Here is a 21,895-nt window from a genome sequence, read left to right on the forward strand (position 1 = left end):
CCTGGAGACTGGAGATCCCCATGTCCGCGCCCGTGTCCCTTCAGGCCCCCGGCCCGGCGGAACCCGCCGGGGCCGCCTCGTACGCGCGGCGATTCGCCGACCGCTACGACACCTGGTTCGGCAGGAAGGGCCTGACGAACGACACCGTCGGCCTCCTGGCGCGGCTCGCCGGGTCCGGTACCGCGCTGGAACTGGGCGTGGGCACCGGCCGGATCGCGCTGCCGCTGGCGCGGCGCGGTGTCCGCGTGGAGGGCGTCGACGCCTCACCGGAGATGGCGGCCCGGCTGGCGGCGCGGCCCGGCGGCGAGCACATCCCGGTGACCATCGGTGACTTCACCCGGCTGCCGTCGGACGGACGCACGGTCGATGTGGTCTTCCTCGCCGGGGGGACGTTCTTCGAACTCCCCACCCAGGAGGACCAGTCGCGGTGCTTCCGCCATGCGGCGGCGCTGATCGGCGACGACGGCGCGTTCGTGCTGGACGCGATCGTCCCCGAGGTGCTGATCGGCGCGGAATGGTCGCGCGGCCATGTGGTGCCCGAGACGGGCGACGACCTGGTCGTGCTCTACCGCCGGTTCGACAGTGCCGCGCAGCGCTACCACTCGCACTACGCGATCACACCCGCCGACGGAAGCGGCAATGTGCACATCCATGTCGCCTTCCGCTACGCGGGCGCCGGTGAACTGGACCTGATGGCGAGGGCGGCCGGGCTGGAACTGCGCGAGCGGTACGGGAGTTGGGGCGGGGCACCCTTCCGGGACGGCTGCCCGTACCACGTGTCGGTCTACCGGCCCGCGCGCTGACCGGGCGCCCCCGACCGTGCCTGACTGGACCGTGCCCGCCTGGGCCGCCCCCGTGCTGACCGCCGCCGGCGTGGTACTGCTCGCCGCTTTCGTCTTCTGGGGAGCACGGATCTCCCCGAACCGCCCGTTCTCCTGGGCCATGTACTCCGGCTCGTCCAAGGGCTTCCTGTGGTCGGACGACGGCAGCGTCACCGTCCTGCCTTTGCACCGGCTGCGGATCGCGCCGGGCGGCCACTTCCTCACCGTCCCGGAACTGCGCGCCCTCCTCGCCGACGGTGACTTCGAACTGCCGTTGAGAGGACTGATCATCGGCTCCGACGGCGGCTGGGAGGTGCGGTACGAACCTGCGGAGCACCGGCTGCGGCTGACCCGTCTGCCCGCCGGAGCCGAACTGCGCCTGCTGGCCGACGCCTTGCGCCCGGCCCCGTGAGCATCCCCGTACTCACCGCCGCGCTGATGCTCGCCCTCGCCGTGGTCTGGCACGCCGCCGTCGTCCTGGCCGACGCCCGCGCCGTCACCCGGCACCGTCCCGACGGCCGGGTCTACCGTCCCGGCCGCGGTTGGACCTCCGCCGCCGGGCTCGCCGCCCGCCGCCGTCTCTCGTACCTCATGGTCGTGGCGGGCGCGGTCCTGGCCGGTCTCTGCCTCGTCGCGGGGCTCGCCCCGGGGCGCGGCACGGCCATGGTCCTGGGCGGGTGGGCCGCCGTCGTCCTGGCGCTGCTGCTCGCCGACCGCCGCCATGGCCTCAACCGGTACACCGCCGTGTGCCTGGCGCTGCTCGCGGGCTGTCTCGTGCTGGCGGGCGGCGCCTGGGCCCTCGGCGGCCGGACATGGACGGCGGCGGCCGGTCCGCCCGCTTCGTTCTTCGCCGCGCAGTTGTACCTGGTCGCCGGGGTACGCAAGCTGCGCTCACGGCATTTCATGGACGGCGGCGTCCTCATCGACAACCTCGCCTACAACGCTGCCCAGGCCGCCGCGGGCAGCCATGACTTCGTCCCCTTCCCGCGTACGGCCGCGCTGAGCACCCTGCTGGTCCACCCCGCGCCGCGCTCCGTCTGCCGTGCCGTCGCCGTCTGCGCGGCCGTCGGCGAAGTCCTCCTGGGACTCGCCGTCCTCGGCCTGCTCCCCCGGCCCGCCACCCTCACCCTGGCCCTCGTCCTGCACTCGGGATTCCTGCTGCTGAGCCCCCTGCGCATCGTGCCGTTCTCGGCGGCGTCGATGGGCCTGTGCGTCCTCGCCACGTCCCAGCCGCTGCTCCCGGGGCCCTTGGGCTGACGGCCACGGGTCGGGCGGAAGTGCCAGGGACAGCTGTCGCCGCCGGAGCGGCGGGAAGGGTGCGATGCGGCTCCCACGGCGCACCGGCCCACGAGGCCGTTCGTCGGACGCGGGACAGGACGCGGCGTCCCTTGTCAGCGGGGCCCGGAGCACACCCGGTGGGCGGAACGGCGGCGGCCGTGCCGCCGGGGCAGCGGTCGGGGTATTCTGCGGGAAGCGTCGCGTGCCGGTGGCAGACCGTGTCAGGCATGGAGGCGTCCGACCGAAGGAGGCTGGCGTTGAACACGTCGCACCCTTCGTTCTCGCGTGTCTGAGCGCGAGACGACCAGGCTCGTGGCCTGGAGCAAAGAACTCCGTCAGGTGCACCACCGGCTGCGGCAAGCGCTGGAAGTGACCCGCGCGTCCCTCACTGACGGCACCACCGGTGAGGCCGCCACCCGTGAACTGCTGTTGTACTGCCGCGGTTTCTGCGCGGCTCTCGACAGCCATCACAAGGGCGAGGACCGCACCCTGTTCCCGGCCATCGCGGCCGCCCATCCGGAGCTGCGCCCGGTACTGCGTTCGCTGGAGCAGGACCATTCGATGATCGCCCACCTGCTGGGCGGCCTCCAGGCGGCGGTCGAACGGGCCGCGCCTCCCGAGGAACTCGATCTGCACCTCGAAGGCATCTCCGCGCTCATGGAGAACCACTTCCGTTACGAGGAACGGCAGTTGCTCACCGTGCTCGAAACCCTTGAGCTGACAGCCGCGCCCGGGGAGGTGCTGGGCCCGCTGTGATCCCGGACCGGACCGGTGGGGGGCGGTGGCCGTGGCGGTCACCGCCCCCACCGGTCGGTCGGCGCCGTCGCGCTCCGCCAAAGGCCGATCACTCGCTCCCCGGCCGCTTCCCCGGACGGGAGAGGACGACGGCCCTTGGTACGTTCCCGCTCCCCATGGCCCGGTCGTCCGGGCCGTCCGACCCGACGCCCCGTCAGCACAGGTTCCCCCGTCCGGCGACGGCTGGGCATGTGCGGCACCTGCGGCCCACGCGGCACGCTCACAGCGTTTCCGCGGCGGTCCCCAGTCCGAGGACGACCAGGACGCCGCCGGTCGCCCTCTCCAGCGCCGTGTTCACCCGGGGCCGGCGCAGCCAGCTCAGCAGACGGGCCGCGAAGACCGCCACCAGGATCAGCCAGCCGGCCGCGATCACGGCGTCGATGACGCCGAAGATCAGGGTCACGGAGAGCACGGAGGCGCCCTCGGGGAGGAACTGCGGTGCCACGGCGACGAAGAAGAGGCCGACCTTGGGGTTGAGGAGGCAGCTGAGGAGCCCCTGCCGGAACGCCAGGAAGGTGGTGGGTGCGAGTCCCTCGGGCGGAGCGGCGGTGGTGTCCGCGCCGTTCGACGCGCTCCGGCGGTGCGCCCACAGGGCCTGCGCGCCCAGCAGGACGAGATAGGCCGCGCCCGCCATCCGTACGACGGCGAACGCGGCGTCCCAGCGGTGGAGCGCGGCGGCCAGCCCCACGGCGGCGGCGACCGCCCAGACGAGGGAACCGACCGCAGCGCCCAGCGCGGTGGCGATCCCCGGGAGTCTGCCGCCACGCACGCAGTTGCGCAGCACCAGCAGGGTGTCCGGTCCGGGCACCACCGTCACCAGCAGGGCGAAGAGAGCGAAGCTCGCGAAGGCTGTGAGCACGGAGGCTTCCTGTTCCGACGTCGGCTGCCGAGCGTGCTGTCGAACGCCCGGCGTCGAGGCTATCGGCCTGGTGAGGCCCCGCGCCGCGGAGATCCGCGAAGCCCCCGGGAACCTCCTCGACTCCCGCCCCGGCGGTCACCCGCCATCCGTGACGCGGGTACGGGATCGGCACATGCCCCGTTGCTTCCCCTTCGCCCGGGGCCGGGCCCGGAGCGCGAACCGGACTTCGGGCGCAGCGGCGGACGCGGCGGTGCCGACCACTACGGGCCCTGCGGACCAACCGGGCTACCTATCAGCGCTGTTGGCCGCCACAGGTGCCCTCGACCGTACGTCCGGTACGGAAGAAGGTGATCGCCTTGTCGGCGCAGGGCGACGAGGGCAGGGTCGCGTGCCCGTCGTCCAGGAGGGTGAGCAGGGCGCCTCCGGTGGCGTCCCTGGCCCGTTCGGCCCAGACGTGAGGAGTGACGTTCTCATAGAGGTGGCCGGAGAGCTGAAGCGCGCTCTTGCCGTACGCGGGCTTGGCGGCGGGCACCTTGTACGGCCACTTCGCGCACCAGGGGCTGAAGTGCGCACCTCCCGTCAAGGGATCGGCCTCACGACGGGCCTCGCGGGCCGCCCACAGTTCGCCGAAACCGCGGCTCGCGGCGGCGGTGTTGCAGAGGATCGCGTTGTACTGGAGTGTGTTGAAGCGGCTGCGCGGATTGCTCAGCCCGAGAGGACGTACCGGCGCCGGTGCGGCGGTTTCCGCCCGGGGCGCCGGTGGCGTGGGGGGCGTGCCGCCGTCGCGCACCGCGACCAGGCTCTTCGCCGCGTCGGCCCACTCCTCCTGGGGGCGGTAGACCTGCTCGATCACCCAGTTCCCGTCCAGGCGTACCCCGCCACCGGTGCGCGGCTTCCGCTCCAGCTCGCTGCGCAGATCACCCAGCCGACTGCGGACGGTGGACTCGTCGGCGCCCAGGTGGTGCTCGGCGTCGCGCTGTGCCAGCCAGGCGAGGAACGGCGCGGCGCTCCGGTTGCCGGCCGCCTCCGTCTCGCCGTCCATCGTGGGCCAGTGGACCGTCGGGGGCAACACCGAGTCCAGCCACATGCGTTTCGTGTGACGGTCGAACAGGGAACGGTAGGCCATTCCGATGGCGGTACCGAAGGAGGCGCCGTAGAAGTTGATCTTCTCCGCGCCGAGTGCGGCCCGGAGCCGGTCGATGTCCCGGGCGGCGTTCTCCGGGGTGATCTGTCGTACGAACTCGGGATCGACGGCCGCACAGCGGTTGTTGAACTCGGCCTGCTGGTCGAAATCGGCCTTCTTGAACTTCTTCTCCGGCGCCGTCGGTGCCGGTTCCGTCCTCGGATTCTCGCCGCAGTCGACGTGGTCGCTGTATCCGGTGCCCCGGAGGTCCAACGCGAAGAGATCGTGGTCGGTGTTCAGCGTGGCGAGTCCGCGTCGTGCCATCGACGCCGAGTCGGTGATGTTGGAGAGTCCCGGCCCGCCGAGGTGGGACACGATGGGCGCCTCGCGCGACTTCCCCTCCGTGGCCTTGACGCGGCTCACCGCGATCTTGATCTTCCGGCCCTCGGGCTTCGCGTAGTCCACCGGTACGGTCAGCTCGGCGCACTCGGTGCGGGTGTCGTTCTCGATCGGCCAGTCCACCGCCGCGGTCGAGCACAGCTGCCACTGGAGTCCAGCCCTGGCGGGATTCCCAGGGTCCTGCGCAGCGGCGAGGCCGGTGCTCGCCTGCGCCCCGGCGAGCACCATCGCCGAGATGGCGAGGGCGCGACGGCGCGCGACCCTGACGGGGCCGGGCTGCTCACTGCGGTGATCGGTCATCGGTGACAAGAGAGGAAGCCTCCGTGTGAGGGGATGACGGAAAGATCCACGGCGTCCGCGGACACGACCACCTTGGACAGCACACCCATCCACCACGCACGGATACGGCCGCAGCCGCCCATCCGTTCTGTATCACCAACGCAACGGCGCACTCGCGCCGTTGAGCGACCGGTCGCTCACAGGTCCGCGCTCGTACCGGACCTGCGCGAGTGCCGCGGTGGGGCACCCGAGGGCGTCGCGATGTGGTGCACCCGCTTCTTCCCCGACGACCAGGTCCACCTCAACGACATCCACGACCGGAGCACCCGCGCCGCACGCCAGTTCTGACGGCTGCTGAAGCGCGAACGGGCGGCGGGGTGACGTACGGCGTTCCGGTCAGGGAGCGGGAACCGGACCGCCGGGTCGGAACCGCTCCACCCCGACGATGTGGCGCACCTTGACCGGACGCACGATCACCGCGACCCGCTGCTCCCCCGGCATGATCCACTCGTACCGTTCGCCCAGGTACTTCCGGGCCAGCCGGTCCATCCGGTCGTGCGCCTCCTCGCCCTCGATGAACCGGGCCACCACGCCACTGATCTGCACCCGGTCGAAGGGGTCCGCGGCGTCCGCGTGCGAGAGGTAGACGCGGGGGTCGCGGCGCAGGTTCTCCTCCTTCACCCGGCCCACCGAGGTGTTGAACGTCAGCTCCCCCTCACCCTCCAGATCCACCCACATCGGGCTGACCTGCGGCGCGCCATCGGCGAACACGGTCCCGACGTACCAGATATGAGAGGCGCGCAGCCGGTCCCGGACAGCTTGGTCGAAGGTCGCAGTCATCCGGGGAGGCTACCAACCCTGATCCCGGCCTCCGCACCCTCACGGCCGATCGGTTCAGCCGTGGTAGGGAGCCGCGACGTCGAGGACCCAGGTGACGCCGAAGCGGTCGGTGAGCATGCCGTACAGCGGCGCCCACTGCGCGGGCTCCAGCGGGCGCACGACGGTCGAGCCCTCGGCCAGCTTGCCCCAGAGGGCGCCGATCTCCTCCGCGTCGTCACCGCGCACGGAGACGAAGAACGGGTTCTCGCCCTGGCTCCAGGGCAGCTGCGAGGGCACGTCGTAGGCCATGACATGGAAGCCGTTGTCGCCGGTCACCTCGCCCCACATCACCTGGTCCGCCTCGCTCCCGTCCCGCACCGCGCCCGCGTCCTGGTAGGTGACCACGACGACATGTCCGCCGAAGACGGACCCGTAGAAGTCCAGTGCCTCACGCGCGGCGCCCCGGAAGTTCAGATGAGTGGTGGTCCTGAAAGACATGATCTGCTCCTTGCTCCATGTGACGAGTACGCCGCCCGCCGTTCAAGATCCGGCGCGCGGACGGCCGTGACGAGGGGCGATGCCTCCCGTTCGGCTCGTATGCCACGATGGCAGGATTAGAGGACAGGTCGTGTCCTGTACTACTGAGGAACGGGGCACGGGTGTCATGCACAAAACCTCATCGCGGCTGCTCGCACTGCTCTCGCTGCTGCAAACGCACCGTGACTGGTCAGGCGAGGATCTCGCCGAGCGTCTCGACGTCACCTCACGCACCGTCCGCCGCGACATGGACCGGCTGCGCGAACTCGGCTACCCGATCACCACCGTCAAAGGACCGGCCGGCGGCTACCGCCTGGAGGCCGGCACCGATCTGCCGCCCCTGCTGTTCGACGACGGCCAGGCCGTCGCCCTGACCGTCGCGCTCCAGACCGCGGCCGTCGGCACCGCCGTCGCCGAGGACGCCGCCCGCGCCCTGGCCACCCTCCGCCAGGTCATGCCACCCCGTCTGCGCCACCGCATCGACCAGCTGCGCGTCACCGCCGTCCAGCCACCCGCGGCGACCGGCGACACCCCCCAGGCCACGGCTCAGCTCCTGATGGACCTGAGCCGCGTCATCCACGCCCGCGAGGAACTGCGCTTCGACTACGCCCCGGGTGCGAACGCCTCGGCCGACGACCCCCGCCGGGTGGAACCCCACCACCTGGTCGCATGGCGACACCACTGGTACCTCGTGGCCTGGGACCTCCCTCGCGAGGACTGGCGCACCTTCCGCGTCGACCGCATCCGGCCCCGCACACCCACCGGCCCCCGCTTCACCCCCCGTGAACTCCCCGGCGGCGATGTCTCCGCCTTCGTCACCGGCCGATTCCGCGGCAACGACGGCACCACCACCGACTGGCCCTGCCAAGGCGAAGTCATCCTCCGCCTCCCGGCCGCCGACGTCGTACCCTTCGCCCAGGACGGGATCGTCGAGGAACTCGACGCCCACCACTGCCGACTCGTCCTCGGCTCCTGGTCATGGACCGGACTCGCCACCGCCATCGGACGCTTCGACACCGGGATCGAGGTCATCGGCCCACCCCAACTGGCCACCGCGTTCCGGGAACTCGCCGCCCGCTACGCCCGTGCCGCGCGCATCCCGCAAGCCGACGCGGCCGGTGACGGCCGGGCGGGCGAGGCATAGCGCGCGACCGGCGGCGTGCCGGATCCCCTCCGACCGGACGGCCGTCCTCCAGCGGTCGCCACAGCCACCGAGCCACCCCCAACCGGTAGCTGACGCGGCCCGGCATGTCCCGGTTCCTCCGGATGCGGCCGGGCCCGGGACATGCATATCTTGTTCTGGAACTATGCGGTCTCCTCGGATGCGGTCTCCTCGGATGCGGTTCGAGCAGCCCAGGTGTGGTTCGAGCGGCCCGGCAGACCATCCGCACCATCCCGCGCCCCGTCCTCGCGGGACCTTGTCCGGGCCGCACCCAGGGCGGCCCTTCAGCCGTGGAACCGCAGGGAAACGCGGGACCGTTTCGCGGCGTCCACAGGTACTTCGAGCGTGACCAGGGCGGCGTGGACAGCGTGGAGGGCGTGCGGGCCGGGACCGTCCGCCCCTGGGGCCGTGTTCGGGACCGTCCGCCCCATGGGCCATGCGCGCCTGCCCCGTCCAAGAACCCGTACCCACTCCGACCGGCGTACCCACGATCACTCTGGAGCGCAATGCCGGACATCGCGTATGTGAAGATCCACCCGGCGATCGGTGTCGCCCGGGTCGGGAACAGCACCAAGTTCTTCTACGGGCCCGAGAGCCCGGACGAGCCGCCCAGGCCGCCCGGTTTCTCCAAGGACGGCTCCGCCATGATCAAGAGGCAGGCGGCGCGGTTCCGTGTCTACGGCTACGACAAGGACGGCAACGTCCTCGGAGAGATCGAACACGGGCAGGACAACGCCACCGTCACCTGGACCGTGCGCCTGGCGAACAAGAAGGCGTCCTGGTACAAGTTCGCGCTGGCGCTGGACATAGAGGACGCCAAGGCGATCCCCGACGGAGACGCGCGGATCGCCCGGCGCAACGCGAGCACGGCGGAGCGGAGCAAGCTGAAGATCACTCCGCCCGCGCGGTCGATCTCCGGACCCGACCAGTCGGGCAAGGCGTTCGACACGGGGCGGATCAACGGGATCGCGGTGTACCTGGGCGAACTGCTGACCGACGCGGCGGGCAGACTCGTGGTGCTCGGCGGCAGAGGGAAGTCCGACTCCTTCACCGTTCCCCGGACCGCGCTGTCGGACTTCGGCAACAACGACGGCTGGTACGACGACATCTCCGACGGCCCGGTGACCGCCGAGGTCACGGTAGGCGGCCGGAACCTCACGGCGACGCCGGCCTGGGTGGTGGTGGCACCGCCGAACTACGCGCCGGACGTCAAGGGCATCGTGACACTCCACGATCTGCTGTACGACCTCTTCGTGCGGACCGGCGACCTGCCCTTCCCCGCCAAGGTGACGTTCGACGAGCACATCAAACCGGTGCTGCTGCGGTTCACCGGACACCAATGGGTCAACCAGGGCTTCGCCGCGGAGTTCGGATGGCGCGCCCCGAACGACTTCACCTCCCCGCAGGTCCTCGCCCTGCTCGGCAGCAACAAGCCCCAGTACCAGGACCTGCGGCAGCGCGTCCTCTACCACATGCGGCAGTACAAGCGGGACGGCATGTCACCGCTGCCCTGGCCGTGGCTCTACGGGGACGCCATGGCCAGCAGACCGAAGTCCGCCCTGCAACACGGGGTGCTCACCGTCACGCAGGTGAGACTGTTCGAGTCCTGGGTGGAGGGTGACTTCGACACCACGGTCCGGATCCCCCAGCCCGACCTCGACAAGGCGCCCGTCGCCCTTCAGCCCGGTCTGCTCGACCGGGCGGCGCTGGACTATTGCCTCGCCGACGCCTTCCACCCCGGCTGCGAGGTCACCTGGCCCATCCGTCACCGCACGCTCTACCAGGAGCCCTTCCGCATCCTGCACCGTACCGACGGCAACGATCCGGACCACGGGACCCACCTCACGTCCACGAAGGCACTGGCCGACAACGGTCCGCTGCACGCGCAGGGCCCCGGTGACCTCACCCGCTGGATGGGCCTTCCCTGGCAGACCGACACCGCGAGCTGCCGCTCCGGCTACGAGATCGTGGCCAACATCGGCGCCCGCTACAGCCCCTATCTGCCGTCGTTCTGGCCCGCCCGGGTACCCAACCAGGTGCTCAAGGAGGAGGACCTGGACGTCGTCAACAACAAGGGCGCCACCCACGACGACGACCTGCGGGAGAAGGCCTTCGCCCGGCGGGCGGTCTGGCTCCGGTTCCTGAGCCCGGACAAGGCCGAGGGCTGGCAGAACATGGTCGACTGGTGGGCCAGGTTCGGCATCGTCGAGACCCACGCCTACACCGTCGAGGACGGGAGGTTCCCCGACCGTATCCTCGCCGAGTCCACGCCCGGCCTCCCCAAGGTCAACGACCGCCGGAACCTGGTCAACGTCCACGTCCCCGAGGCGGACCCGGCCGTGTCCGACAAGTTCAGGCGCACGGACGTGAACCGGCAGGCTGTCGACGAGGTCGCCCGGAACACCCGGTTCACACCCGAGGAGATCTCGGCCGGCTACCTCACCAAGATCGACCCCTTCCGGGACAACGGATGACCACCGAGGCGGTGCCCGGCGACGGGCACCGGCCCACCCAAGGCCGTTACGACGCCGTGGTCGCCGGTGGCGGACCGGCGGGCGCCGCAGCGGCCATCACACTCGCCAGGTCCGGGCGCAGCGTGCTGCTCGCGGACGCGCGCTCCGGACCGCCGAAGACCAGCGAATCCCTCGTTCCCGCCGCCAGAACGCTGCTTCAGGACCTCGGAGTCGGGCCCCGCGCGCTCGACCGCGACCACCGTCCGTGCCACGGCGGTCTCTCCGCCTGGGGATCGCCCCGGGTGGAACAGGTCTGCTTCATCAACGACCCCCACGGCCACGGCTGGCAGCTCGACCGGACCGCCTTCGACCGTCTGCTGCGTTCCCAGGCCCGCGCCCGAGGCGCGGAGGTCGCCGAACACAGCACCGTGGGGCGGCCCGTACGGGAGCCGGACGGTGACTGGCGGCTCCCGGTGACAGCCCGCGGCACGTGCCGCACCGTACGCTGCCGATGGCTCATCGACGCCACCGGCCGACGCGCCCGTATCGCCGTGCACTGCGGGGCCCGACGGCGGCGCTACGACCAACTCGTGGCCGTACAGCTGCGGTTCGTCCACGACCCGTACGACAGCGAGGACCTGTCCGTGGTCGAATCCGTACGCGACGGGTGGTGGTACACCGCCCCCTGCCATCCTCTCGGACGCGACGCCGTGTACTTCACCGACACCGACCTCGTCCCACCCGGTCTCACCACCACCCAGGGGTTCCTCGACCAGCTCGCCGCCACCCGTCACACCGGCTCCCGCGCCGAGGGCCGCCGCCCCTGGCCCGGAGGTGTGCCGCGCCGCGGCGCCGCTCACACCGCCCGGCTGGAACCGGCGGCGGGAGACGGGTGGATCGCCGTCGGCGACGCCGCGACCGCCTACGACCCGATCTCGTCCCAGGGTGTCCTCACCGCCCTCTACACCGGCAAGTGCGCCGGGGAGGCCGTGGACGCCCGCCTGGCGGGCCGCCGCGACGCGGTAGACACCTACCTGGCACGGCTGGACGAGACCTTCGACGGCTACCGGACCGGCCATCGCACCGTCCACTCCTGGGAACAGCGCTGGGCCGACCGCCCCTTCTGGCAACGGCGCCACGCGCCCGCTCCCGCGCCCACCGCCAGGATCGGTCCGCGCCACTGACCGCGAACCGGCGGTGGACGCGGGCGAGCGTGTCGCCGTACGGGAGTCCTGATCAGCGCCCGGTGGCCGCGTCGGGCCTACGCCGCCTCATGGATGACGAGCTTGAACTCCGCGAGGGTCACCCTCCTCGGGGCGTTGTCGTTGTGCATCACGCGCAGCGCGAGGGGCACGTCGGGGGAGACGAAGATGCCATGCCCCTTGACGTAGCACTGCATGCCGGGAGTCGGCGCGCGGTGCTCGGTCGCCGTGGTGTCGGCGACACCGAACGGGTTGCGGACGAACTGATCCCGCAGCTCGGTGTAGCCGTTCGTACCGCTGGCCGGTTCCCACTGGATCATCGCGTAGAGCTGGCCCCACCCGGCTCGTGACGGCCGGATGAGGCCGCTGCGGTCGTCGGTCGCCCAGTCCGTCACGGTGGTGCCGTCGGGCTGCAGGGCCTGGTGCATGTTGAACCGGTCCGACGACTCGGCCGCGCCGTAGGGGAAGCGGAGGGTCTGGTACGTGGCCGCCGGCTCGATCAGCTGAGGTGTTTCGACCTTGAGGGAACACACCTGCACACCGGGTATGGCCAAGGGCTCATGCGTTGCCAAGAATTTCTCCAATGAGGAGGGCTTCACCCGGCCCGCAACCAGCAGTGGGGCCAGGTGCTTTGGCCCTGCACGTTACCAGTTCGCAGTCATATTAATGATCTTCAGACGTGGTGTGTCGCTTCACGGGCGGGGTAGCGGCGTTCGGCGCGACGCCGACGCCCCCGGCACGGTTCGCTCGCACAGCCTCGCGTACCGCTCCGAGCAACAGGCCCCGGCTGCACGGTTTTTGGAGGCGATCGTCCCGCTGTGAGCAGTTCGGATCACGGGTTGGCGGCGATGTCGAGACCGGTGTCCACGGTGTGGTGGGTGCTTGCCTACCGTGCGATGTCGGCGATAGCGGTGAGGGCCGTGTCGATGTCCCGGGGCGAGTTCACGATGGCGGTCCCGATCCGCGGCCAGGGCGTGCTGTTGTACGGGAAGACGGGCAGCGAGGACAGGCGGATTCGTTTCTCCGCGGCGCGGGAGATGACCTGCGCGGCGCTGTGGCCGCGGACGCTGAAGCAGGTGATGCCCGCCGACATCTCGGGGTCCGCGGGGGTGTGCACCGTCACTCCGGGGATACCGGCCAGTCCGTGTTTGGCGCGGGTGGACAGGCGCGCGATGCGGTCCGCGACGCGGGCGCGACCGAGCCGCTGGTGGAAGGCGACGGCGGTCGGCAGCGCGAAGGCGTGCTCGAAGGCCAGGTATCCGCCCGGGGAGAGCGGCGCCGCCCCACCGCTGAAGATGAAGGTGGCGAACGTCGGCCGGAGCTGGTCGAGCACCTGGGGAGAGACCCACACCAGGCCGGTTCCGCGCGGCCCGAAGAGCCACTTGTGTGTGCCGGCGACCAGGATGTCGGCCCCCAGACGCGCCCCGTCCTGGTCGACAGCGGCGAGCCCGTGCACGCCGTCGACGACCAGCAGACAGCGGTCGGCCTCCGCTCGTCCCTGATTCGCCTCGCGCACCACCTCGGCGATCCGGCGCACGGGCATCCGCACTCCGGTGCCGGACTGCACCCAGGTGACGCCCAGGACCCGTGTCTCGGGGCGGATCTGCTCGCGCAGGGTACGGATGATCTCTTCGGCGGTGGCCTGGGCGGAGTCGCGGAACCAGGAGCAGAGCCGCACCTTGGCGCCGCGATTCTCCGCCGCCAGCTGGGCCGCGAGCACATGGGACGGATGGTCGTCGGTGCTGAGCACGAACTCCTGACCAGGACGCGTCCGCACCCCGTTGTAGACCACCCCCAGCCCGATGGTCGTACTGGCGGTCATCGCGAGTTGCTCGGGCCGCGCTCCCAGGTAGTCGGCCAGAGAGGCCAGCACCCGCGGCCACCCGGTCGGGCCGTCCGGCAGCGACAGCCCCCCGGGCGCCGCCAGAGGGTTGGCGTCGATCTGACGGCTCAGGTGCGCCACCGCCTCCCGCACCACCCGGGGGTGCGACGCCAGGTGGTACATCGCCAGATGAACCCAGCCGGGCTCCAGCCGGAACTGTGCCCGCACCGCGTCCCAGTCCGGCCGCCCACCCGCCGTCACGGGCGGCGCTCCCCCAAGGGCAGGCCCGGCCGCCCGGGCGAGACCGCCCGAAGCCACCACGGCGGCGGCCCCGACCGGACCGGCCAGCAGATGCCTACGGCTCACCCTCGCCATCGCCGCTCCCGAACTCCGCATGAACTCCGCGCCCCGCAGGAGGCATGACCCGATCCACCCTAGAACGCGTTCCGCGCCGCATTCCGAGAACGCCGTGCGAATGGCTGACAGTGACACCGCGAGGGGGCAGCCGGGGGATGACCCCTTGACTCGCGGACGCCGAGCAGGGCGGTGTCCTGCACACCATGTGTCCATGAACGCGTGGAGGGGCCCTGGTGCGTACGGCACCAGGGCCCCGAAGGAACTGCTACACCATCCGCCGGCCTGGATACTGCGCCGGCCTTCTGTTTCCGCACGCCCGACCACACTGCTGTCGGAGACGCGGGGATCGCGGTTGCTCGACCGGAGACCACCTCACTATCGATGTCCTGCGGTACCCGGGCCCAACACTTCCGCCCGGGCGATCCTGATGGCGCTCGGCCCCTCCGTTCTTCCCTCGATGAACAACTGCGTACCACTGCGTACTGCTCTGTACTGCTGGTGATGCGAACCGCTGGTGACCTGATCAAGCGCCACGCTCCGGCAGCCAGCCCCGCTCGCCCGTACTTCGTTCTTCTCTGGCTTGGAACCCCACTGCCGGACCTCCCGGTGCGCGCGTCCGCAGCAGACGCCTTCACCGAGGTACTGCCCACCTACTTCACCGCTGCGTACCGCGTCTGCGGGTACTGCCACCGCATCAACCGCGGTTCTGCTCATTGGCGGCCCCTGATCACCGCGGGCCACCCGGTCCGGCCGTCAGTCCCGTCACCGTCCTGCGTCTGCTCTGGCTCCGGAACTCCACCACCGCACCGCCCTGCCGTACTGCAACTGCGGGTACCACCTGTACTGCTGACCGGCAGTTCGTCTCTGCCAGGCCCTGCTGTCCTTCTGGCTACGAGAGAAACCATAACCACACCACCACCCAATGTCTACTCCGGCCGACATAGATTTTCGTTCACTTGAAAGTGAGGCAATCGGACCAGCCAGGTTGAGGAGCGCGGACCGGGGAACAAGGAGGCAGGTAGGCAGGACAGAGCACCGATGAGCCGAAGGCGAGGTTGAACCTGATGGAGACCATGTGCGCCGACGCCATGACCATCCGCTCCGCGACCGCCGTCGCCGACGCGCGAGAGAGCACCCGTACATTTCTGCAAGGTCTGGTGAGTCCGATCAAGGCCGCGGCCGCCGACACCGTGGTCCTGGTCGTCTCTGAACTGGTCACCAACGCCCTGCGCCACAGCGGCGGCACCTGCACCCTGGACCTGACCGCGTACCCGGACGCCATCGAGGTCGCCGTCCACGACCCCAGCCCGCGGATGCCCCATATGCGCACCCCCGACCTGACCGGCGGCACCGGAGGCTTCGGCCGGCACATGGTCGACCACCTCGCCCGCACCACCGCGGTCACCCCACGACCGACCGGAGGCAAGACCGTCAGCGCCCTCCTCGCCCGATAGCGCCGGAGACGCAGACATCGACACCAGCCGGACTGCCGGGTGGCCGCTACACAGACAACCTGGCCGACTGTCCACAAGGCCGACCGGTGGGCGTCGTCCCCGTCGGCTTTCGGCGCGGCGGCGGGATGGCGGCTTCGGGAGTGGCCGGCTGGATGATCGTGTGAACGGCCCGATCAGTCATCAGGGATTCAGGTTCTGGGACCGGACTCGCTGAACGGTCCGGTGGTCGAGCACGGCTCTGCCCTCCTGTTGGAGGACTTCGCGGGCCTGTGGTGATGTCAGGAACTCGTGGTCCGTCCCAGTGCCGGTGTCGCGGTGACCGAGGGCCCGTTCCGTCCACCGTCGGCGGGCGGAGGGAACGGGCCGGGTTCGTTGGTGCTCAGAGGCGGGTCCAGGGGCCGCAGACGGTGTCGGCTCCTGCCCTGCCGGTGCAGACCTGGTAGCTGAGGGCGGGCGCGGAGGCGGACATGTTCTGTTCACCGCAGCCGGTCGTGACGCCGTTCGCGTCGCTGACCGTGCGGGTGGCGGTGCCCCCGGTGTGGTTCCGGTAGGTGTAGTGGGTGCGTACGCCCCAGTTGTCGCCGAAGGTGTCGCAGGCGTAGACCCGCAGACCATCGTCGTCGGCGCCGCCGAAGCCGCGGTTCTGGCCTTCGGCCTGGACGGTGTACTCGCTCGCCGAGGCGGCGGTCGCGGTGAGCAGGAGGGCGCTGGTGGCTGTGACGGTGGCCAGCAGGAACCGGATCGTGTGTCGCATGTTCATCTCCCCGTGTGCGTACGAACTCTCCTTGCGCGTCCACCCGCCCGGCCAGGTAGCAGCCGGAACATCCCCCGCAGGAATCCTGCGCACGCGGACTCGGGAGTGCGCCGGGATCCCCCGGTCACTGCCCGCCGCCGCACCCCCGGACCGACAGACTCATCTGAAGACATGGACCTCGCGGAGACCTCCCACGCGTACCCGCCGGGCGCGACCCCCCGGCGGGTGACCAACGGGACTGTCGTCCGATTTCTTGTTCGCCGTTCGCCGTTCGCCGTTCGCCGTTCGCCGTTCGCCGTTCGCCCCACAGCATTCGCCGCTGGCCGACCGCCGGCCGTACGTGCCCGTCGGTGAGGCCGGTAGGGCTCGTGCGAATCTGAGGCATGCCCCCGCACGAACGGGTGACAGCCTCCAGTTCCGGTACCCGATCACGGTGCCGTCGGACCGGTGCGCACCGTACACAGGTGCGGGGCCTATCGGCGAGGTGATGTCAGTACGATTCGGCCATGTCCGCCGGATCGTGTACTGGTGCGTACCTTCAGCGGCTTTGGGGAGTTTGGTCAGACATGGAGCAGATCGAACGACCCACTCCGCTCAAGGAGCTTGCTCAGCGCATCGAATGCCACAACGAGGCGCTGAGGAGAGCGCGCGGCCTGTGGAACGAGGCAGAGCAGGCCAGCCGGCAGATCGGCCATCTGGTGGGGCTGGCGATGGCGGCCGGCACCTCGTGGGCCGAGCTTGGCCGGCTGCTCGCGACCGCCGAGGAGGCGCCTGTGCCTCCTGGTCTCAGATTGCAGGCCACCCCGTCCGGCCGCCCGGCGCCCCTGGCCGGGGAGAAGCCCCTGCGGCAGGGGGCCACCGCTCCCGGAGCCGGGCCGCGGGCGGCCGAGGGGGAGCTCTCGCAGATCCCGCCGCAGAGTGAGCGACCGCACCAGGAGGAGCGGCCTCAGCTCGTTCTCTGACTCGGTCAGGACAAGAGGTGAACATCCCGGGAACCGGTAGCGCCCCCAGGTGGGCGCGCCGACCGCCGAGTCAGGCACCGGTCAGCTGGAAGTGCCAGATGATCTCCGCCGGTACTCCGCGATCGGCCGCCGCCGCTGCCTCGGGCACCAGAGCGGCCAGGCTCCAGGGCCAGACCTCCCATGGACCCGGCCCGGTCGCCCGTGGCCGGTCCGTCGCCCCGGACGGCTCCGTGCACGGGCTGAACGGTTCTTCGCACCGTCGGACCTGCAACCCGACCGGAAGCGCGGCACGCAGATAGTCCCCGGCCGAATGCCGATAGGACTCCAGGCGCCCTGCCGTCCCGTCCGGCAGGCGCACCGGGGGAATCGAGCCCCGCGCCACCCGTTCGGGGTGGACGTCGGAGATCACCAGATGCCCGCCGGGCCGCAGCACCCTGGCGAACTGCGCCATGACCGGCCGCAGGTCGGGAACGTGTGTCAACGCCAGACAGCAGACGACGAGGTCCACCGCGCCGTCGGCCACGGGCAGCTCCGACAGCTCGCCGAGACGGAAATCGCCGTCCGGCACGCGGACACGTGCCAGGTCGAGCATCTCCGGTGAGCTGTCGACGCCCACCACCTGGTGGCCGCGTTGTGACAGCACGGCCGCGATACGTCCGGTTCCGCATCCGGCGTCCAGCGCGGTGCCCGGCGGCAGCCCGTTCAGGATCTCCCCGATGACCGGCTCGTCCAGGGCGAACGCCGAGTTGGGGCCGTCATAGGTGCGGGACCACACCCGGTAGCCGTCGACCGTGCCGACCCGGGCGACCTCGACCGCCGCGTCGGCCAGTGACTCGTCGTCGAGCAGGGCCCGGATCTCCGCGACACGGGCGTCGACGAAGGCCCGGTCGTGCTCACCGGTGAACGAGCGCAGCAGCGCGAGCCCTTCGAGGCCCAGGACGTAGGCCAAGGGATTCTCGTAGATCACACGACGGGACGCTAGCGACCCTGACGCGGCGACTCCAGCGAATTCCAGTCCACGGAAGCCGGGGCGCGGTCGCGGGTCGCTCTTCTTCGAGCGGACCCGGTCGGAGCGGTGTCACTCCGGTCCGGCTCGTCCGATGCCGGGGCTCTTCTCCTGCTCGGTCCCGGTCACGAGGCCCCGCTCCCACCGTGGTTTCGCTCGGTGCGATGCCGACCCGGCCTCGGTGGGGTCCTCCACGAGGACCTCACCGAGGCGTGTCACAGGATGCGGCGGGTGTCAGCGCTTCCAGACGGTCGCGCGCCAGGTCGTCGCGTTGCCGGCGCCGTCGGTGCCGACGGCGAATCCGGCGATCACTCCGGCGTCGTTGATCGCGAACGCGGCGGCGTAGGGACCGAGAGGCGACTGCGGCAGCGGGACGACCGTACCGTCAGGCTTCCACAACAGGGCCTTGTCCAAGGCGGGGTTACCGGCCGGCGGCCACGCGTACCCGACGGCCGCCCCCCGGTTGTTGATCGCGAGCACCTCTCCGGCCGCTTCCGCCGGATTGGCGAGCACTGTCCGGGTGCCGTTCGCGTTCCAGCGGGCCGTGACGCCGTTCGGGTTGTCGTCCAACGACGCTCCTACGGCGGTGCCCGCCCGGTTGACGTCGTATCCCCGCCCGCGCCCGGCGTCCCGGACCGTGCCGTCGGCAGCCCACACCAGGACCCGGTCGTACTCCGTGCTCCCGGCGAGCCGCCCGTGACCGAAGACCACGCCGTTGTCGGTGATCTGGCTCGTCCGGGCCCCGGCGATCCCCGCCGGGAGGGGCAGCGCGCTGACGGCACCCGCCGCGTTCCAGCGCACGGGGTGCGCGGAGCCACCGGCGGCGTCGCGCTTCTCGGTCCACCCGACCGCCGTGCCCGCGTTGTTGATCGACGTCGCGGTGCCGCTGTTGTCGCCGGGCAGCACGGGCAGGTCGGTCCTGCTGCCGTCGGACCGCCAGCGCAGGGGGTGGGAGATGTTGTTCTCCTCGGACGCGTCACCGACCGCGGCCCCGGAGTTGTTGACGGCCGACGCGTTACCGCCACGGGCCCCGTCGGGAAGCGCCAACCGCTTCGGGGTGGCGCCCGGTGACCAGCGGACGGGGTGGGAGTTAGGCGCGCTGTCGAAGGACAGGCCGACCGCCCATCCGCGGTCGCTGAGCGCGGTCGTCCGGCTGAATCTCTCACCCGGCAGCGGCGCCAGGCGGGTCCAGCCGGGGCGGCCGGCGTTCCACCGGATCGCGAGTGGCCCGTCGGAGCCCTCCACGTAGTAGTCGCCGACGATCGTGCCGCTGCTGTTCAGCCCCTTGACGAAGCTGTGGAGCCCGCCGGGCGGGATCGGGAGCAGCCGTGAGGTCAGCTCCGGCCGGGAGTGCTCGGCCACCGCCACGGGTGCCGAACCAAGGAGGAGCAGGGCGGTTGCCGCCGCCGTGGCGGCAAGGGATATGGGTCGGGCAACACGCGAGCGGGCCATCCGGAGACTCCTGATCTCTTCAAGGACAATGACGTACGAGTGCATGGGCAGTTCGTCTGTGCCAGGTCAGCGGAGAAGCCGCGCGGCGGATCAAGTTTCCGCTCCGGCGCTTAGTTGGCAGCCCGATCTCCGAAACGGCCGAATTCGTACGCTCGTTCGCCTTGCCCCGCGCACCCGCTGCCGACATGTTCGTCCGCCGCGTGGACGGGCCCGGCCTCCAGGTGATGGCGCTCCGGCAGCGCTTCCGGTCCCACGGCGGGGGGCGCGGCCGACGGCCGGTGAGCGCACTCGCCCGCCCGTGCACGGCTCGGGGCCTCGGCGGCTTCCGGCCACCGCGTCCGGCCCCGCGTCCCCGCGCCGGACCAGGCGCCGGGGCGGTCGGCCGCCCGACGTCACCAGTTCGGCTCCCGCTGACCGCACCTGCTCGCCGCTCAAGGGCTCGGGATCGTCCCTGGCGCCCCCGAGTCGCTGACGACCGGCGATCCGTCGACCGGTGATCCGTCGTCCACTCGTCCGACATCGATGTCCTGCTCGCCTACGCCCCGCGGCCCCGGCCCCGCTCCGCGGTCCGAGGGAGGACCCGGTGGCCACCGGGGTGGGCCCGCCCGCCGCTGATCACCGTGGACGGGCCCGCCCTCCGTTGCGGAGGGGTCAGCGCACGTCGACGTAGTCGGCGGTGCTGGTGGCGGCGCCGGTCGCGGAGTTGCCCTGGTACACCCACCGGTAGTAGCCGTCGGCCGAGGCGGTGACCTTGGCCTTCAGCGCCCCGGTGCGGCTGGTGGTGGCCTTCTTGACCGTCCTGAAGGTGTCGGTGCCCTTGGCCCGGAACTGAAGGCTGACCGTACGGTCGCCATAGGCGTCGTACTTCTTCGTGTTCCAGTTCGCCCGGGTCAGTTTGCCCGTGACGGTGAGGGTCCCGCGCTGGGCGACCGGCTCCGGAGAGGCGTCGACGGTGGCCTTGGACAGGCGCTTGAGCGGGACGGTCAGGGACCGCGTCTCCAGCTCACCGGCCTTGAGGCTGCCGTCGGCCTTCCACAGCCGCAGCGAGACGCCGACCTTCCAGGACGTGGCGTCGCTGTTGGAGTCGACGTACTCCTGGGCCGGGTGCGGGTCGATGTAGAGCCTGCCCTCGCAGCGCAGGCGCCGGGAGTCGATGATGAAGCAGGTGTAGCTGCCGTCGATGTAGTTGTCCCCCGTCTCGGCCGCCCGCGTGATGCTTCCCCGGTAGAGGAAGGGAGCCGCGCTGTAGTCGGAGGGGTCGTCGGTGGTGTACCCCCGGGGCAAGGTGACACGGAAGCCGAAGGACGGCTCCACCACCTTCGACGTGCCGACGACGATCGGCTTGCCCTTGTTGACGACGATGTCCGAGACGGTGATGCCGGTGTCCGCGGCCCAGGCGGCCGGCGCGTTCAGCGTCGAAAGGCCCAGCGCTCCCACGAGCGCGGCCACCGCGGCGGTTCGTCTGCGTGCCTTCATTCCCATACTCCCACCCCATCAGGAAAGTGCTGCCGTTCAAGAAGGGCGGCAGCCTATCCGACCGGTTCCCGCTCTACAGGCCCGCAGTTGGCCGCCGCTGGCGCTCGGGTGGGCCCGCCCGGCGCGCGGGACGGCCGGCGCGCGTAGGATCGGCGGTTCCGATCCGCGAGGAGCTCGCCCGGTGACCGCCGTCCTGCCGTCCGCCCGTACCGCCACCGGTCTGCTGCCGGTCCAGCGGCTGACCCGTTTCGAGGACGGCGCCGAACTGCGCGCGGTGCTGTGGCGGGCGGGCCCAGGATGGCGGATGATCAGCAGCGCGCCCCTGGGTGGGGGCATCGGTGCGCGTGCCTGGGTCCTCAACGCCCAGGTGGCACACGGCTACCGCCGCACCGACCCGGAGCGGCATCTCGCCGCCCTCGCCGACGGAGCCGGGCTGCGCGGGTCGGGCGTGGGGTTGATGACGGCCGCGGATGTCTCCCGGCCGGGCCGCGGGCGCAGCGGTGGTGCCGAGGCCGTCGCCACCTCCGGTGTGTCGGTACGGGGGTGGGCCGCCTCCCCCGCGGAGGGGACGCGGACCCCGGCCGGGCCGGGGACCATCAACATCGTCGTCGCCGTTCCCGTCGCGATGTCCGACGCCGCGCTGGTCAACGCGGTGGCCACCGCCACCGAGGCCAAGGCCCAGGCGCTCCTCGACCTCGGCTACGACTGTTCCGGCACCCCGACCGATGCCGTATGCGTCGCCGCCCGGACCCCGGCACCGGGCGACGAGGTCCACGCCTTCGCCGGGCCGCGCTCCCTGTGGGGCGCGCGGCTCGCCCGCGCCGTCCACGGCGCCGTCCGTGAGGCGACGCCGACCCCGTAAGGTCCGCCGGGGACCGAGGGCCG

The 21,895-nt window shown here is 71.3% G+C and carries 20 protein-coding genes; 10 read left to right on the top strand and 10 right to left on the bottom strand.

Annotation, left to right across the window (positions count from 1 at the left end; translation table 11 throughout):
- Positions 1-20 precede the first annotated feature (20 nt).
- The 4 genes from AB852_RS12470 (at position 21) to AB852_RS12485 (ending at position 2,855) form a co-directional block, all read left to right on the top strand.
- Entirely contained in the window at positions 21-803 is a 783-nt protein-coding gene (locus tag AB852_RS12470; protein ID WP_073787018.1) for a class I SAM-dependent DNA methyltransferase, read from the top strand.
- Positions 804-819: 16 nt separating this feature from the next.
- Complete coding sequence (locus tag AB852_RS12475) at positions 820-1,233, top strand: hypothetical protein (RefSeq protein ID WP_143201221.1); 414 nt, start codon at positions 820-822, stop codon at positions 1,231-1,233.
- Positions 1,230-2,078 (top strand): hypothetical protein, encoded by an 849-nt coding sequence (locus AB852_RS12480; protein ID WP_073787022.1) that lies wholly within the window; start codon positions 1,230-1,232, stop codon positions 2,076-2,078. The genes AB852_RS12475 and AB852_RS12480 overlap by 4 nt, the downstream gene beginning before the upstream one ends.
- 306 nt (positions 2,079-2,384) lie before the next feature.
- Entirely contained in the window at positions 2,385-2,855 is a 471-nt protein-coding gene (locus AB852_RS12485) for a hemerythrin domain-containing protein (RefSeq protein ID WP_073787024.1), read from the top strand.
- 259 nt (positions 2,856-3,114) lie between these two features.
- Here the strand turns inward: AB852_RS12485 and AB852_RS12490 are convergent, their stop codons facing one another.
- The 4 genes from AB852_RS12490 to AB852_RS12510 form a co-directional block, all read right to left on the bottom strand.
- Complete coding sequence (locus AB852_RS12490; protein ID WP_073787026.1) at positions 3,115-3,753, bottom strand: LysE family translocator; 639 nt, start codon at positions 3,751-3,753, stop codon at positions 3,115-3,117.
- Positions 3,754-4,045: 292 nt separating this feature from the next.
- On the bottom strand, positions 4,046-5,575 hold the full coding sequence (locus AB852_RS12495; RefSeq protein WP_073787028.1) for an alpha/beta fold hydrolase: 1,530 nt from the start codon (positions 5,573-5,575) through the stop codon (positions 4,046-4,048).
- Positions 5,576-5,950: 375 nt separating this feature from the next.
- Positions 5,951-6,394, bottom strand: coding sequence for a TIGR03618 family F420-dependent PPOX class oxidoreductase (locus tag AB852_RS12505; protein ID WP_073787030.1), 444 nt, complete (start codon positions 6,392-6,394; stop codon positions 5,951-5,953).
- A 54-nt stretch (positions 6,395-6,448) separates the two neighbouring features.
- Complete coding sequence (locus tag AB852_RS12510; RefSeq protein WP_073787032.1) at positions 6,449-6,871, bottom strand: VOC family protein; 423 nt, start codon at positions 6,869-6,871, stop codon at positions 6,449-6,451.
- 166 nt (positions 6,872-7,037) lie between these two features.
- On the opposite strand from AB852_RS12510, the gene AB852_RS12515 reads away from it, so the two are divergent.
- The 3 genes from AB852_RS12515 to AB852_RS12525 all read left to right on the top strand — a co-directional run bounded on the left by AB852_RS12515 (position 7,038) and on the right by AB852_RS12525 (position 11,709).
- A complete protein-coding gene (locus AB852_RS12515; RefSeq protein WP_073787034.1) occupies positions 7,038-8,054 on the top strand; it encodes a helix-turn-helix transcriptional regulator in 1,017 nt (338 codons plus the stop codon).
- A 524-nt stretch (positions 8,055-8,578) separates the two neighbouring features.
- Positions 8,579-10,546: a LodA/GoxA family CTQ-dependent oxidase gene (locus tag AB852_RS12520; RefSeq protein ID WP_073787036.1), complete on the top strand. Its 1,968-nt coding sequence runs from the start codon at positions 8,579-8,581 to the stop codon at positions 10,544-10,546.
- Positions 10,543-11,709 carry an FAD-dependent monooxygenase gene (locus tag AB852_RS12525; RefSeq protein ID WP_073787038.1) on the top strand — a complete coding sequence of 389 codons (1,167 nt, stop codon included), beginning with the start codon at positions 10,543-10,545 and terminating at the stop codon, positions 11,707-11,709. Before AB852_RS12520 ends, AB852_RS12525 begins: the two co-directional genes overlap by 4 nt.
- 77 nt (positions 11,710-11,786) lie before the next feature.
- Here the strand turns inward: AB852_RS12525 and AB852_RS12530 are convergent, their stop codons facing one another.
- Both AB852_RS12530 and AB852_RS12535 read right to left on the bottom strand, forming a co-directional pair.
- A complete protein-coding gene (locus tag AB852_RS12530; protein ID WP_073787040.1) occupies positions 11,787-12,299 on the bottom strand; it encodes a hypothetical protein in 513 nt (170 codons plus the stop codon).
- Between the two features lie 314 nt (positions 12,300-12,613).
- Positions 12,614-13,924, bottom strand: coding sequence for an aminotransferase class V-fold PLP-dependent enzyme (locus AB852_RS12535; RefSeq protein ID WP_079184549.1), 1,311 nt, complete (start codon positions 13,922-13,924; stop codon positions 12,614-12,616).
- A gap of 1,046 nt (positions 13,925-14,970) precedes the next feature.
- Between AB852_RS12535 and AB852_RS12540 the strand changes: the two genes are divergently transcribed.
- Positions 14,971-15,360, top strand: a complete 390-nt coding sequence (locus tag AB852_RS12540) for an ATP-binding protein (RefSeq protein ID WP_073787042.1) — start codon at positions 14,971-14,973, stop codon at positions 15,358-15,360.
- 379 nt (positions 15,361-15,739) lie between these two features.
- On the opposite strand, the gene AB852_RS12545 is transcribed toward AB852_RS12540, so the two are convergent.
- Positions 15,740-16,114, bottom strand: coding sequence for a hypothetical protein (locus tag AB852_RS12545; RefSeq protein WP_107499207.1), 375 nt, complete (start codon positions 16,112-16,114; stop codon positions 15,740-15,742).
- Positions 16,115-16,680: 566 nt separating this feature from the next.
- Between AB852_RS12545 and AB852_RS12550 the strand changes: the two genes are divergently transcribed.
- Complete coding sequence (locus tag AB852_RS12550; RefSeq protein ID WP_073787047.1) at positions 16,681-17,076, top strand: hypothetical protein; 396 nt, start codon at positions 16,681-16,683, stop codon at positions 17,074-17,076.
- Positions 17,077-17,146: 70 nt separating this feature from the next.
- Here the strand turns inward: AB852_RS12550 and AB852_RS12555 are convergent, their stop codons facing one another.
- The 3 genes from AB852_RS12555 to AB852_RS12565 all read right to left on the bottom strand — a co-directional run bounded on the left by AB852_RS12555 (position 17,147) and on the right by AB852_RS12565 (position 21,010).
- Positions 17,147-18,043, bottom strand: a complete 897-nt coding sequence (locus tag AB852_RS12555) for a class I SAM-dependent methyltransferase (RefSeq protein WP_073787049.1) — start codon at positions 18,041-18,043, stop codon at positions 17,147-17,149.
- 273 nt (positions 18,044-18,316) lie between these two features.
- Complete coding sequence (locus tag AB852_RS12560; protein WP_073787051.1) at positions 18,317-19,450, bottom strand: hypothetical protein; 1,134 nt, start codon at positions 19,448-19,450, stop codon at positions 18,317-18,319.
- Positions 19,451-20,185: 735 nt separating this feature from the next.
- Entirely contained in the window at positions 20,186-21,010 is an 825-nt protein-coding gene (locus AB852_RS12565; protein ID WP_073787053.1) for a hypothetical protein, read from the bottom strand.
- Between the two features lie 181 nt (positions 21,011-21,191).
- Between AB852_RS12565 and AB852_RS12570 the strand changes: the two genes are divergently transcribed.
- A complete protein-coding gene (locus tag AB852_RS12570) occupies positions 21,192-21,872 on the top strand; it encodes an adenosylcobinamide amidohydrolase (RefSeq protein ID WP_073787056.1) in 681 nt (226 codons plus the stop codon).
- Positions 21,873-21,895 lie beyond the last annotated feature (23 nt).

Origin of the sequence: Streptomyces uncialis, from assembly GCF_001905345.1 — a bacterium.
In the GTDB taxonomy this organism is placed as follows: Bacteria; Actinomycetota; Actinomycetes; order Streptomycetales; family Streptomycetaceae; genus Streptomyces; species Streptomyces uncialis.

What these genes read in the sequence shown, in the direction of transcription:
- AB852_RS12470 (WP_073787018.1), top strand. Translation starts at nt 21, where the DNA reads ATGTCCGCGCCCGTGTCCCTTCAGGCCCCCGGCCCGGCGGAACCCGCC.
- AB852_RS12495 (WP_073787028.1), bottom strand. Translation starts at nt 5,575, where the DNA reads ATGACCGATCACCGCAGTGAGCAGCCCGGCCCCGTCAGGGTCGCGCGC.
- AB852_RS12505 (WP_073787030.1), bottom strand. Translation starts at nt 6,394, where the DNA reads ATGACTGCGACCTTCGACCAAGCTGTCCGGGACCGGCTGCGCGCCTCT.
- AB852_RS12510 (WP_073787032.1), bottom strand. Translation starts at nt 6,871, where the DNA reads ATGTCTTTCAGGACCACCACTCATCTGAACTTCCGGGGCGCCGCGCGT.
- AB852_RS12515 (WP_073787034.1), top strand. Translation starts at nt 7,038, where the DNA reads ATGCACAAAACCTCATCGCGGCTGCTCGCACTGCTCTCGCTGCTGCAA.
- AB852_RS12520 (WP_073787036.1), top strand. Translation starts at nt 8,579, where the DNA reads ATGCCGGACATCGCGTATGTGAAGATCCACCCGGCGATCGGTGTCGCC.
- AB852_RS12525 (WP_073787038.1), top strand. Translation starts at nt 10,543, where the DNA reads ATGACCACCGAGGCGGTGCCCGGCGACGGGCACCGGCCCACCCAAGGC.
- AB852_RS12535 (WP_079184549.1), bottom strand. Translation starts at nt 13,924, where the DNA reads ATGGCGAGGGTGAGCCGTAGGCATCTGCTGGCCGGTCCGGTCGGGGCC.
- AB852_RS12540 (WP_073787042.1), top strand. Translation starts at nt 14,971, where the DNA reads ATGGAGACCATGTGCGCCGACGCCATGACCATCCGCTCCGCGACCGCC.
- AB852_RS12545 (WP_107499207.1), bottom strand. Translation starts at nt 16,114, where the DNA reads ATGCGACACACGATCCGGTTCCTGCTGGCCACCGTCACAGCCACCAGC.
- AB852_RS12550 (WP_073787047.1), top strand. Translation starts at nt 16,681, where the DNA reads ATGGAGCAGATCGAACGACCCACTCCGCTCAAGGAGCTTGCTCAGCGC.
- AB852_RS12565 (WP_073787053.1), bottom strand. Translation starts at nt 21,010, where the DNA reads ATGAAGGCACGCAGACGAACCGCCGCGGTGGCCGCGCTCGTGGGAGCG.